Genomic DNA, 12,099 nt, shown 5'->3' with positions numbered 1-12,099 from the left:
TTGGGGGGCCGTTTTCGGGGGAAATCGGTGCTTGGGTGGCTCAGGAGGCGATGCTGACGCGACGTGCGATCGCAAACGAGTTAGCCGTCCCTCCCGAAACGATCGCCCTGACTGAAGATGTCACCGTCGGCTGCAATATTGCTCTGTGGGGCATTGATTGGCATCCTGGCGACCATTTATTGCTCTCTGACTGCGAACATCCGGGCATTGTAGCTAGTGTAATGGAACTTCAGCGCCGTTTCAACCTTGAGGTTTCGGTTTGTCCGTTGGCGGCTACTTTGAATCAGGGCGATGCGGTGGCGGTAATTGCTGATTATTTGCAGCCGAATACTCGTTTGTTGGTAATCAGTCACATCTTGTGGAATACTGGCCAAGTTTTGCCTCTGACTGAGATTGTGAAAGTGTGCCATGAAGGCTATGAACCCCCCCTAACCCCCCCTTGGCAAGGGGGGGGACAAGAAGATTTGCCTGTGCAGAATCACAAAGTCAGAGTATTAGTTGATGCGGCTCAATCTGTGGGAGTTTTGCCTTTGAATTTGATTGAGTCGGGAGTTGATTTTTATGCTTTCACGGGTCATAAATGGTGGTGTGGCCCGGAAGGTTTGGGTGGACTCTATGTAAGTGCAGAAGCTTTGGCAGATTTGCAGCCGGTGTTTATCGGTTGGCGGGGAATTGTGACGGATGCTAATGCTAAACCGATTGGCTTTAAACCGGGAGCTCAACGTTACGAAATTGCGACTTCGGCTTATCCTTTGTATGCGGGTTTGCGAAGTGCGATCGCCCTGCAACATGAATGGGGTCCGATCGAGGAAAGGTATGCAGAAATTTGCCGTTTGAGCAAGTATCTCTGGGAACGTTTGTCGGAAATTAGCCATGTAGAATGTTTGCGGACTTCGGCACCGGAAGCGGGTTTGGTTTCGTTTCGATTGACTAACGGGATGCCGCATAAAAAGCTTGTCGATTTGTTGGAGAAGCAGGGAATTATGGTGCGGACAATTCTGAATCCTGATTGCGTGCGGGCTTGCGTTCACTATTTCACCACTGAGGCGGAAATTGATAAGTTGGTTGGGGCGATCGCAATTCAATCTGAGAATGCGATCGACAATAGGATAGATTAATCCAAAGAAACCGGGTTTTTTACCGAATCTGCGGACTGTAACGAAGTATTCTCGCAAAAACCCGGTTTCCGATCACCCCTGCGTAAGTGAAGTCAGCCGGAGAACCATCGAATCATGCTAAAATAAACATCGGTGTTAGCGCAGACTTAGCAGTAGAGGGGTGAGATTACAAGGCATTGTGATAAACTTAGAGTTATAGTCTATATATATTTCCTATGACTAACCAGCGCCTAGAATCCTTCCAAACAGCCTTCCAGAATCTTCAGTTACTTCCTTTGGTCACCGTAGAGCAACTGAATAAATTTCATGTGGAATATGGCACGGAGATTTTAGAAGAATTGGAGCATTTAGTTGAAGATTGCTCGCCAGACAATAACAAAATCATTTTTACAGGGCATCGTGGATCAGGTAAATCGACATTGCTGGGTCAATTTTGCCGGGACACGCAGAATCGCTACTTTGTAGTCTTCTTTTCAATTTCTGACATGATTGAAATGTCAGATGTGAATCATATTAACATTTTGTTTGCTATGGCAGTAAAGCTCATGGAAGCAGCAGAAGAACGCCAGATTAAAATCGGTTCTAAAACAAAAAAAGCTTTTTATCAATGGTTTAGTAAGCATACTAGAACTGAGGGAAGTTCAGTTGATTCGAGCATTGAGCTAGAAACGAGTGGAGAAGCTGGTGTCAATGCTTGGTTCGTGAAATTCTTTGCCAAATTGAAAGCGACATTGAAGGCAAACTCTGTGATTCGTGAGGAAATTACGACTGAGTTTGAGAGACGGATTTCAGATTTAATCGATCGCATCAACGATATCGCTAGTGCGATTGAAGCGGCGTGCGGACAAGAAGTTCTGGTTGTGATTGATGACCTTGATAAACTCGATCTAGAAATTGTAGATAAAGTTTATCGAAATAATATCAGTGCGTTGTTTCAGCCTCAATTTCGGATTATTTATACAATTCCAATGGCAGCGACACGAGATATGTCGTTGCGAGGAATTATTCAGAATGCCACAAACAATAAGATTCAATCGATGTGGGCGACAAAGTTGTTTCCGCGTGGACAAGATAGAGTTCCCAATGCCTCTCCTGTCGCAGAAGCTGTAAAAGTATTTGAGCAAATTCTTTACAAACGAATCCCCAAGGAGTTGATTGCACCGGAAGCAACTCAGATGATGATCGTTAAAAGTGGTGGTGCATTGCGAGAATTTATTCGTTTGGCTAGTCTGTGCTGTGGGTTATGTTTGAAGCAGTTACGTCGCACACCAGACAACCAAGATTTAAAAATTACGTCTGAGATTTTGCAAAATGCGATTAAAGACTATCGCATTAATTTAACAGAACCTCTTGGACAAAACCGCTATCAAATTCTAGTGGATGTATACCAAAATTATTTACCCCTAGATGGAATGGATCAGGATTTCTTGGATTTATTGCACACGCTTTACATCCTAGAATATCGCAATGACGATTTGTGGTTTGGAGTTCATCCAGTGGTTCAGGAAATATTGCAGCGGCGTGGATTAATTGGAGCGGAGGGTTAATTAAATGCTTGACAATGATATCGTGGACGATCAATCGATCAATGAGGATAGTTACGATGGTCTTGTCTCTTTAATTGAAGCAAGTAAAGGTGTATTGTCATTGTTGATTGCCTCCTGTAAACCGGGAGATTTTCAAACTCAGATGATTAATCGTTACGAGGCAGAACTTGCTCCGAAGATACCCTGTTATCGCGTGGTGTTGAATCAACAAGAACCGAGTTTAAGAGCTGCGTTGGAGCAACTTGTTCAGGATTGCCCAGAGTTACAAGAACCCCACACATCAGCGGTAATTACTGTAACGGGAACTGAGGCTTTGATGGAGATTGTGTCAAAATCTGGCTCGTCTGAGTTAAGCCGTTTTTTCGGTTATTTGCAATGGACGCGGGAGGGGTTGCGAGAGTTTCCTTATCCGATTGTAATTTGGGTAACACCGAAGATTCTGAGTCGCTTGAGTCTGGAAGCACCGGATTTTTGGAGTTGGCGGAGTGGGGTATTTCGATTTGTAGCACCGACGGTGGAAGAAACGGGTGTGATTAATCAGACTTGGGAAAAGTCTCCGCTGATTGAGTCTGAGACAAGACTAATTTTACCTCTAGATGAACTGTTAGAACAGGTGGAAAGTCTAGAGAAACAAGCAATGGAAACTCCTGCATTAGCAACGCTATACAATCGAGTTGCTAATGCTTATGCAAATCGGCTCAAAACCCGCCAAACCGAGAATTATTTAGAGGAAAGAGATCGGGCAATTCATTTCTTTGACAAGTCACTTGCTTTACAAAGAAAATTGAACTTACCCACGGCGGAATCTGACACTTTGTTACAGTTAGGTGATATTTACCGTGACTTAGAATTGTGGGAAGGGGTATTCCCTCTATATCAGCAGTCTTTAGAAATTGCTAGGAGTTTGAAAGATAGCCTACGAGAGGCGGCTGCTTTGGGGCGACTGGGGAATTTTTACCAACAATATCTTCTAGGCGATCGTGCGAATAATTTGGAAGAGGCGATCGCATCATACAATGCTGCATTAACCATCTACACCCGCGATGCTTTTCCCGAAGATTGGGCGATGATGCAAAATAATCTGGCAATAGCCTACAGAAACAGAATCAGGGGAGAGAAAGCAGAGAATATCGAACTGGCGATCGCATCATACACTGCTGCATTAACCGTCCGCACCCCCGATGACTTTCCCCAAGATTGGGCAACGACGCAAAATAATCTGGCAATAGCCTACAGTAACAGAATCAGGGGAGAGAAAGCAGAGAATATCGAACAGGCGAAAAAGTGTTATGAAAATGCTTTAACAGTCAGAACTCTTGAGGCTTTCCCGCAACAGTATACAGAAACTTTGTTGAATTTAGACAATCTCGATCGAAGCAACCAGTAATGGCAATTAGCTGATGATACCTACTCCCCAGCCATTAAAATAGTAGAATTTTTAAAGAGTTAAATTCATTAATCAATCTCGATTTACCCACTCCCACAAAAGAAACCGGGTTTCGACTTCGATCGACCAGCAGGTTTTTTTACTTAATCTGTCGTCTTCAACACAGTATTATCGCAAAAAACCCGGTTTCTGAGATCCGAATTAATGACTGTAACCGCGATCGACCTTTTTGCCTCAATATACAAGATAAAATTAAGTTCGCCATTGATTAAGCCAGCGGACTTGCCCTTTCCAGTCAGCAGCTTATGTTTCTGAAAGCAGCCGATTGTGATTTGAGGGAAAGTGCGATCGTCATTCCGCTGGTTGAGGGTAGCGACTTTTTCGGCTACAGCCCAGAGAATAAACTGATCTAGGGAAATGCCTTGGAGTGTCGCCAATTTTTCAGCTTCTTGCTGTAGTTGAACGGGTAAGTTTAATGTGTGGGATGTCATTGATATCGTATTAGTTGGTTAATAGGATTCTAGATTGCGTGGTAGTATAGTCTAAGGCTATGTTTGGGGGCGATCGCCATTCAATTACTATAGCCACGGCGGGTTTATCTATAGTCCTGAACGCACGAGCGATCGCAAACCGGGTTTTTTGTGAGAATACTTCGTTTCCGACTGGGACTTCCTATGGTATCATATTGGCAGCGTTCCAAAACAGCAGTCCTTTTCTAAAAAAGGCTAAAATCGTTGTCATATATGGATTCCAACTGCTAGCTTGCGGTTGGTGCAAGGTTCGCTATATCTATACCTACCAATAGGAAAAGTAAATTCCATGTCAAATATTCAAGTGAAGATCGCCCTTTTAGATGAGCGTCTGGAAGATGGGGAACTACAAGAAATAACAGAAAATCTTCTGCAAGATATTAAGCAAGAGGTTGAAGTTGAATCTGCTGGCCTTGTACCTGTAGAAAATTTGCCAAAAGACGCAAAACCTATAGGGGGGTTTTTATTGGGGATGTTGATGGCTGAAGTCAACGCAGCAAATATTAAATTCTTGTTCAGGTTTTTGAGCGATCGCCTATTACGCCTATTAGGGTTAGGGAAAATAGTTGAAATGGAAGTTACAGTTAATGGTAAAACTTTCAAGGGGAAAGCCAGTAGTATAGTTGAATTGAACGAAGTGCTAAAAGTCGCTCAGAAATTTATTGAAGAAAATAAGGAGTGACAGATGCAAAAAAAGGTAGCTTTACTGGTAGGGGTCAGCAATTATCATCAACAAGGAATATCAGCCCTGCCTAGTGCCACCAAAGATGTGATGGCAATAAAGCAAGTATTACAGCGTCAAGACATGGGTGGGTTTGCTGAAACTGATATTACCCCACTACCAAATCCGAAAGAAAAAAAGATGAAGGACGCTATTTACAATCTGTTTGACAAGTGCAAGGCAAATGATTTATTACTATTTTATTTTTCCGGTCATGGTTTCAAGGATGAAAGAGGAAATCTTTTCATTGCAACACCTACTACAGAAACAGACGCGAACAAAACAGTGCGATCTTATACAGCCATCAGTGCCAGTTTTGTCCATGAACGAATGACCGCTAGTTTATGCAAAAAGCAGATTGTGATTTTAGACTGTTGTTTTAGTGGGGCTTTTACTAAAGGATTGGTATTAGGTAATAAATCATGGGCAGTTCTTTCATCCAGTGATGATATAGAATACTCCTATGCTCAAGCAGATTCTGGACTTTCAATTTACACTCGTTACTTAGTGGAAGGTATCAATACTGGAGCAGGGGATTTAAATAATGATGGCAAGATTTCTATAGATGAATTACACAGATACACCAAAAACAAGGTAAAAGAAGATTCTCCTAACATGAATCCTTCGTTAAAGGATGCTAATGGAGGTTGTAATATTGTTCTAGCAAAATCTAGGCAAGACGATCCAAAGCTCATTTATCGCAAAATGGTAGAGCGATTTGCGCGTGAAGAGGAACAAAAATCAATTTCTTCAAACTGTATTTTTGATGGAAATATTACTGATAGTTTTAAGTGCTATTCTCTAGAGGCATTTCAAAAAAAGCTGACTTTGACACCCGACGAAGCCAAGGCGATTGAAGATGAAGTTTTGAAGCCATATCACGAACGGAAGCAAAAGTTCAACGATTACGAAAACTTTTTTGTAAAGGCATTAAAAGAGTGTGATCCCGTTAGTAAAGAAAATCGTAAAACGCTCAAGGAATTCCAACGAGTTCTTAATCTGAGGGACAAAGATGTTGAACAAATTGAGAAAAGAATTTTAGATTCTTTACCAACTTCACTTATTAACAATCAGCCGCCAGAAACAACAATTGGAGACATTAGAGGAGCCAATCAGCCTCAAACTACTCAACCAACGAAGTCGAACAAGACACAAGCACCTTCTAATCCATCATCTGGAAACAAAAATATAGGTAAAAGTAAACCTCTAGGAAACGGATCGACAGTAGAACATCCCATCAACTATGAATATATTAAACTACGCGACTTACTAGCAGCAAAGAAATGGGAAGAAGCTGAGGAAGAAACAGCTAAAGTCATCCTTAAAGCTGTTAACGGAGATTCTTTAGGATGCCTATCTAAAGATGATATCCAAAAATTACCAACTAAAATTTTAGACACAATTAATAAACTTTGGGTTAAATATAAGGGAGAGTGCTTTCTGTGATGGGCCTGATGTAGCTCAGCTTCTTCTCTCCCGCAGTGACTTGTAAAGTTAAACCTCCAATGCTTCAATTTTGGTTACTTGGACTGTGCCAAAAGAGCAATTCCTCTATCATCAAAACCCTTCGGAGATGCCCAAACTGTCTCATCTTCTAAAAATTTAAGTAAGCTATCATTATCCAAACTGCCTCCTCTCATTTGTGCAAAAAAGTTACTTAACTCACCTGCTATTTTAGAATCATGTGTAGTCACTAGAGTTTCTCCTGCACCATCTGTAAATGCAGCAATACCCGTCACATTTTCGGCAGGTAAAAAACCGTAAGAGATTGCTTTGTCGTTCAAGCTTTCGCTAAGAAATGTGGTTTGATTTGCAAATTCTCCTTTTCCTAAAGAACCGAGTAACTCAAGCTTATTATCCTTTTCGACAACAATAAAGCCATCCCCGACTTTCAGCCAAAATATATAAAATTTGCCTGACACAGCCATTAGTAACGTACACTTCAAATCTTCTACCGAGCAATCTTCGGTATTTGCAAGTTTTCGTAATCCTTCAACTGCATATTTGACAAACTTATAAGCATACTCTTTTCCTCGATCGCTGTCATTGCAATTAATTATTTGCTCTTGGTCTAATATTTCTCCATGAGTAGCTTGTTTTGAATTTATAAATCCAGCCAACTCCTCAACAACAGACTTAGAACCCAAGTGAGATAATCTTGCACAGCCAGCACCATCTGCCACAAAAATCGCTGCCCGTGGCGTTGATACAACTTTTGCGGCATCTTGACATTCTATTTGTGGATGCGATTGAAGGTGAGAACGACCAACAGTAGTAGCACAAATACCTTGCCACTTTATTTGCTCTGGTATTTTGTTTTCTACTGAATCATTCTCTTGAGCTAATTTACTATTTTGATCTTGCTTCGGTTTTCGGAAATTTTTATTTTTTTTTCTAGAGCTAATTTCTTTGATAAGTGCATCAGGAACTGCATCATTTCCCAATTTACTCTGCTGGTTTTTCAGTTTCGTTAACCTAATATAGAAATTGTCATCCTGCTTGGCAGAAATAGCATCATTGAGTGCTTCTCTGCTATCAGGATACTTTCTTTGCAGTTCATTAAATTCTTCAACTGTTAAACCTATGCTCTTTTCTTTGCTTGCTTTTTTTGCTGCTTTAGGTTTTTTCTTGTTCATAACTTAGGACTCCATTTTTTATGAAAGAACTGCAATAAATATAGACTTGTAATCTCTACATTTATTTTGTTTCGATTATATAGCAATCCTAAAAGATTTTCTTGCATTATACGCGATCGAGATGCTCACACTGCAAGGATTATGGTCTCGATCGATTTTGCGACTGATTTAGGACTGCTATATTTTGCAAGCAATGAGCATTCAAGAATGCTCAATTGAGAATGAATTAAATTTTTAAAGTATAATGCTATCCCAACCTTTGGTAGATGGTAATTCAAAACCAGTTCCAGGAGTGGAAACACTTACTTTCGCCATACTTTGAGCAAGCCACTGGAAGAATTCCCTGAATTTATACTCAGCTAATTTTTTGGGTGGACGATTGGCAGGACAAAACTCACCAAGTTTATTCAAATTGCAGTGGTCGCCGATGCCAATTCCAAACACTAGCATTTTACTATCTTCAGCGAGTTCACGAAGTAGAGCCGCAGCCTTAGAATATTCATCGGTTGGCTCACCATCGGTCATTAGTATGATCCAAGGTTGATAGTAGGGAACACCACGTTTTTGGTACTGTTTTTTACGTACTTCTAAAACTTCAATTGCTTTGGAAACAGCTTCCCCCATTGGCGTTCTTCCCATAGCCGAAAATGCAGGTACATTAATTTCCAAAATCGATTGGATAGGGATAACTTCATCGACCGTACTACCAAAAGTAATGATTCCTACCTCCACAGCAAATCGTGCAAAATCATCTTGATAAACTTCTTGGATAAACTGATTTACACCTTGATTGAGTAAACTAATTGGATCGCCTGACATACTACCACTGACATCCAAAACCAACATACACGGACAACGAGGCGTTGGATTTTCAATTAAATCATAGTCTTGGTTCTTGAGCTTAATCTTCATATTTCTTTCCAAGTCAACTAATTGCTAATGAAACACTTCAAAAAATAGATAGTTACACAAGATTACCAAACAATCCTGTCTTCACCATCTCGGCTAATTTTTCGTTCTGCTGGTCTGACTTCTGAGGAGAGGAAACCACTTTGCATAGCAAAATAGTATTCTTGAAACACACCTCGCCATTCTTCTATAGAAGCCCGCTTCGATTTGTCATTAACACCCTGTTTCAGAGTGTTAATAAAAAGGTTTTTGACTTTAAATGATAGATGACTCCAAACAATAAACCAAGGCCCTGGTGGTATGCCACCTTCCTCCCCTGGTGGAAAGCCTCCTCTTCCATATGGGAAATTGCCCCCGCGCAAATTTTCTACTGGATTTCCACCGCCTACTTGGCTGTAAGGATGTAGTCCCAACATCAAACATTGGAACATTAAAATGGCTAACGAAAATAAGTCGCTTTCAAGTGTTCTAATAATTTTGTCAAAAGCTTCACCATGATGTTCTACAGGTGTCATCTCTGGTCTACCTACAGGGCAAGTATAGATTTGAGAAGTCCTAGCATTTTTGACTTGATAGCTGTCTGTATCAATCAGATAAACTTTAAACGTAGAAGGGTCTGCAAGAAAATTACCTAAGTTAATGTCCCCAAGGTAAATTTCTTTTTTGTGCAAACTTTCAACTGTATCTAAAAGATGCAACAATATTTGCACAATACCTTTCCTATCTATGTTTGGAAAGTATTTTAAATAGAGCATGGTATGAGCTAGTTTACTCAGTGGTATCCCTCCGGCTTTTTTCATGGCATAGCCTATCCACTGGTCATTGCTATCAAAAATCTCTATCTGGGGCCAGGTTACGTAAGGACTCTTAATCAGGTCTTCTAGAACTCGAATTTGAACAAAAACTTTTTCTCTTAGTTCATGTCTTCTTTCTTGTAATTTCTCCTGATTAAAGATTTTGACTACAATGTTTGGATTTTCTGCCAGTGCATATACATCCCCTTGTCCACCACTACCGATTTGTTCGCCTAGTCTGCGCGGTTGCCTTTGCTCATCATAGATTATGAGATTGTTCATGGTACCTCATGCTTTACACTCTATGGCTTTACACATACTTGCGCGTAAGTTCAGGATGGTATAAAAATAATTCCATGAATGCACACTAAGATTTTTAGGGTGAGTGGAGTAATGGACGAAAATAGAAAGAAACCGGGTTTTTACTTAATCTGTCGTCTTCAACGCAGTATTGTCGCAAAAAACCCGGTTTCTGAGATCCTAATTAATGACTGTGCCCATGATCACCATGAGAATGCCCGCGATCTCCATGAGAGTGAGCGTGATTGCGGATAGCCAAACTCGGATTCACCCCGATCGCACTTTCACTCAACAACGCTTCAATCTGCGGATTTGCCCACTCTGCTGCAATTTTTTCGTCGTATTGCTGCCATTTACCTCTAGGAAAACTCCCAACAGCAAAATCAAAAAATCTATGTTCCATAGAGAATATGCCACCGCGTTCATACATTATGATTAGAGGTTCGTAGGGTTCAGGTAAAGTAAATTCACTAACTTTTTGTAAATTTTTCACCCGCTCCCAATGGAGGAACCACTCGCAGGTTTTTTCAATCATACCCGCCACATAAAACGGTGTCTCTGTGAAATGAGTCTTAAGCACTTTCATCTTAGTATCATCGGCACATTCTAAAGGGCAGATATGAGCAGCCACATCAAAAAACGGCCATTCATCTGTACAATCTAAAGCTTTTGCCCACAGTGCCGCACGTCTCAAGTATTCTCGCAAAAGGGCAATATGAGAGTTAACGCGACTATCGTCAGGTTCCCATTTAATTGCTAAAATTCGCTCTAGTGCAGTATAGGTAATTGTTTTTGCAGTCATATTCTTTCTCTAATAGCTTCAAGCAACTCATCAAGATTCGAGAGGTTGTCAGCAAGCATCAGTCCTTCCGCTGACTTACCTATTATGGTGCGTCGCTGTGAGATGTTCGATCGCATTTGAAGATATCTAATGGCGACGCACCCTACAGCTATTTGCTATGATAGTGCGATCGCCCCAAATCATCTATAATAGAAAAGTCAGCGCTCGTGACACCGAAATTATGAACATCAAAGTCGTATTAGAACCCAGTGACGAAGGTGGATATACCGTCTATGTTCCCTCACTGTCAGGCTGCATCAGTGAAGGGGAAACGATTGACGAAGCATTGGCAAATATCCAAGAAGCGATCGAACTTTATTTGGAGCCGATGGCAGATGAATTGAGCATTTCCGAAGGTGCAATTGTGAGAGAATTGGTGGTATGAGCAAAGTTCCCAATCTTCCTTATACTCAGATTATTGCTGCACTACAGCGCGATGGATGGGTATTTGTCCGCCAACGGGGTAGCCACATTCGACTGCAAAAAGCTATGCCAGATGAAGCTCGTATAGACCTCGATAAGTTTTTGGATTTATTATAAGTAAACTGAACAAGCTATCGCCATATTTTCGCAAAATTAATTAAAAAGCGATCGCCCTTTTAACCTAAATTAATCTCGATTTACCCACTCCCACAAAGAAACCGGGTTTTTTACTTAATCTGTCGTCTTCAACGCAGTATTATCGCAAAAAACCCGGTTTCTGAAATCCTAATTAATGATTGTGCCCGTGGCCACCATGATTATGCCCATGATCGCCGTGAGAATGCCCATGATCCCCATGATTATGCCCATGATCCCCATGAGAATGCACGTGATCCCGAACCACCAAATTCGGATTAACCGCGATCGCACTTTCACTCAACAACGCTTCAATTTGAGGATTTGCCCACTCTGCCGCCATTTTCAGGAACTCAGGATGGTCGTTAACACAAGGCAATTTGCGGTAAGTAACTCCTTGACGTTGCTTCTGTAAACCCTCAATAATGTGGTCTACATCTAACAAAGTTTCGTGGTTTTCTGTCGCAAATCCGATCGGCATAAACACGATCGCAGTTGCACCCAAATCAATCAAATTCTTCGCAGCCAACGTCGCATCCGGCTGAGTCCATTCAATCAGCGGCGTGTCATGATTCAGCCAGCCCACCGAAATCAAAGGATAACGATACATCAAACGTTCCCGCACGCGATCGTACAAAGCTTGACTTTCCACAATCCCCGAAGTGAAGCCCTTCGCCTTGTGCGGACAACCGTGATTCATCAGCACAATCCCAATCTGAGAAGGCAAATGTGCTACAGCTAAATCGTTTTTAATTTCC

13 protein-coding genes are annotated in these 12,099 nt (G+C 41.3%); 7 read left to right on the top strand and 6 right to left on the bottom strand.

Translation table 11 applies throughout. The annotated features are described in order from the left end of the window. The 3 genes from JGK20_RS27970 to JGK20_RS27960 all read left to right on the top strand — a co-directional run. Positions 1 to 1,118, top strand: a 1,118-nt coding sequence (locus JGK20_RS27970) for an aminotransferase class V-fold PLP-dependent enzyme (protein WP_293232899.1), incomplete at its 5' end; no start/stop codon positions are given. Between the two features lie 215 nt (positions 1,119 to 1,333). Further along, entirely contained in the window at positions 1,334 to 2,665 is a 1,332-nt protein-coding gene (locus JGK20_RS27965; protein WP_293206545.1) for a P-loop NTPase fold protein, read from the top strand. Between the two features lie 4 nt (positions 2,666 to 2,669). Then, positions 2,670 to 4,052, top strand: a complete 1,383-nt coding sequence (locus JGK20_RS27960) for a tetratricopeptide repeat protein (RefSeq protein WP_293232897.1) — start codon at positions 2,670 to 2,672, stop codon at positions 4,050 to 4,052. 143 nt (positions 4,053 to 4,195) lie between these two features. Here the strand turns inward: JGK20_RS27960 and JGK20_RS27955 are convergent, their stop codons facing one another. After that, a complete protein-coding gene (locus tag JGK20_RS27955) occupies positions 4,196 to 4,543 on the bottom strand; it encodes a hypothetical protein (RefSeq protein ID WP_293232895.1) in 348 nt (115 codons plus the stop codon). 328 nt (positions 4,544 to 4,871) lie between these two features. On the opposite strand from JGK20_RS27955, the gene JGK20_RS27950 reads away from it, so the two are divergent. Further along, positions 4,872 to 5,264: a hypothetical protein gene (locus tag JGK20_RS27950; RefSeq protein WP_293232893.1), complete on the top strand. Its 393-nt coding sequence runs from the start codon at positions 4,872 to 4,874 to the stop codon at positions 5,262 to 5,264. A 3-nt stretch (positions 5,265 to 5,267) separates the two neighbouring features. Then, positions 5,268 to 6,749, top strand: a complete 1,482-nt coding sequence (locus JGK20_RS27945) for a caspase family protein (protein ID WP_293232891.1) — start codon at positions 5,268 to 5,270, stop codon at positions 6,747 to 6,749. A gap of 74 nt (positions 6,750 to 6,823) precedes the next feature. Here the strand turns inward: JGK20_RS27945 and JGK20_RS27940 are convergent, their stop codons facing one another. From JGK20_RS27940 to JGK20_RS34670, 4 genes are all read right to left on the bottom strand, one after another. Beyond that, on the bottom strand, positions 6,824 to 7,939 hold the full coding sequence (locus JGK20_RS27940) for a PP2C family serine/threonine-protein phosphatase (RefSeq protein WP_293232889.1): 1,116 nt from the start codon (positions 7,937 to 7,939) through the stop codon (positions 6,824 to 6,826). A 234-nt stretch (positions 7,940 to 8,173) separates the two neighbouring features. Continuing rightward, positions 8,174 to 8,851 carry a VWA domain-containing protein gene (locus JGK20_RS27935; protein WP_293232887.1) on the bottom strand — a complete coding sequence of 226 codons (678 nt, stop codon included), beginning with the start codon at positions 8,849 to 8,851 and terminating at the stop codon, positions 8,174 to 8,176. Positions 8,852 to 8,913: 62 nt separating this feature from the next. Beyond that, positions 8,914 to 9,924 (bottom strand): hypothetical protein, encoded by a 1,011-nt coding sequence (locus JGK20_RS27930; RefSeq protein WP_293232885.1) that lies wholly within the window; start codon positions 9,922 to 9,924, stop codon positions 8,914 to 8,916. 202 nt (positions 9,925 to 10,126) lie between these two features. Beyond that, on the bottom strand, positions 10,127 to 10,744 hold the full coding sequence (locus JGK20_RS34670; protein WP_366039578.1) for a hypothetical protein: 618 nt from the start codon (positions 10,742 to 10,744) through the stop codon (positions 10,127 to 10,129). Positions 10,745 to 10,964: 220 nt separating this feature from the next. On the opposite strand from JGK20_RS34670, the gene JGK20_RS27920 reads away from it, so the two are divergent. Then, the gene (locus JGK20_RS27920; RefSeq protein ID WP_293212897.1) at positions 10,965 to 11,168 is read left to right on the top strand and encodes a type II toxin-antitoxin system HicB family antitoxin; all 204 of its coding nucleotides are present in this window, start codon (positions 10,965 to 10,967) and stop codon (positions 11,166 to 11,168) included. Beyond that, positions 11,165 to 11,323 carry a type II toxin-antitoxin system HicA family toxin gene (locus JGK20_RS27915; RefSeq protein ID WP_293232883.1) on the top strand — a complete coding sequence of 53 codons (159 nt, stop codon included), beginning with the start codon at positions 11,165 to 11,167 and terminating at the stop codon, positions 11,321 to 11,323. Before JGK20_RS27920 ends, JGK20_RS27915 begins: the two co-directional genes overlap by 4 nt. A 172-nt stretch (positions 11,324 to 11,495) precedes the next feature. Here the strand turns inward: JGK20_RS27915 and JGK20_RS27910 are convergent. Next, positions 11,496 to 12,099: ferrochelatase (locus tag JGK20_RS27910; protein ID WP_293232881.1), on the bottom strand; the 604-nt coding region annotated here is incomplete at its 5' end.

This window comes from Microcoleus sp. PH2017_05_CCC_O_A, from assembly GCF_020738785.1.
Lineage (GTDB): Bacteria > Cyanobacteriota > Cyanobacteriia > Cyanobacteriales > Microcoleaceae > Microcoleus.
Note: the sequence above shows the minus strand (reverse complement) of the source record. Positions and strands in the feature narration are given on the sequence as shown.

What these genes read in the sequence shown, in the direction of transcription:
- JGK20_RS27965 (WP_293206545.1), top strand. Translation starts at nt 1,334, where the DNA reads ATGACTAACCAGCGCCTAGAATCCTTCCAAACAGCCTTCCAGAATCTT.
- JGK20_RS27960 (WP_293232897.1), top strand. Translation starts at nt 2,670, where the DNA reads ATGCTTGACAATGATATCGTGGACGATCAATCGATCAATGAGGATAGT.
- JGK20_RS27955 (WP_293232895.1), bottom strand. Translation starts at nt 4,543, where the DNA reads ATGACATCCCACACATTAAACTTACCCGTTCAACTACAGCAAGAAGCT.
- JGK20_RS27950 (WP_293232893.1), top strand. Translation starts at nt 4,872, where the DNA reads ATGTCAAATATTCAAGTGAAGATCGCCCTTTTAGATGAGCGTCTGGAA.
- JGK20_RS27945 (WP_293232891.1), top strand. Translation starts at nt 5,268, where the DNA reads ATGCAAAAAAAGGTAGCTTTACTGGTAGGGGTCAGCAATTATCATCAA.
- JGK20_RS27940 (WP_293232889.1), bottom strand. Translation starts at nt 7,939, where the DNA reads ATGAACAAGAAAAAACCTAAAGCAGCAAAAAAAGCAAGCAAAGAAAAG.
- JGK20_RS27935 (WP_293232887.1), bottom strand. Translation starts at nt 8,851, where the DNA reads ATGAAGATTAAGCTCAAGAACCAAGACTATGATTTAATTGAAAATCCA.
- JGK20_RS27930 (WP_293232885.1), bottom strand. Translation starts at nt 9,924, where the DNA reads ATGAACAATCTCATAATCTATGATGAGCAAAGGCAACCGCGCAGACTA.
- JGK20_RS34670 (WP_366039578.1), bottom strand. Translation starts at nt 10,744, where the DNA reads ATGACTGCAAAAACAATTACCTATACTGCACTAGAGCGAATTTTAGCA.
- JGK20_RS27920 (WP_293212897.1), top strand. Translation starts at nt 10,965, where the DNA reads ATGAACATCAAAGTCGTATTAGAACCCAGTGACGAAGGTGGATATACC.
- JGK20_RS27915 (WP_293232883.1), top strand. Translation starts at nt 11,165, where the DNA reads ATGAGCAAAGTTCCCAATCTTCCTTATACTCAGATTATTGCTGCACTA.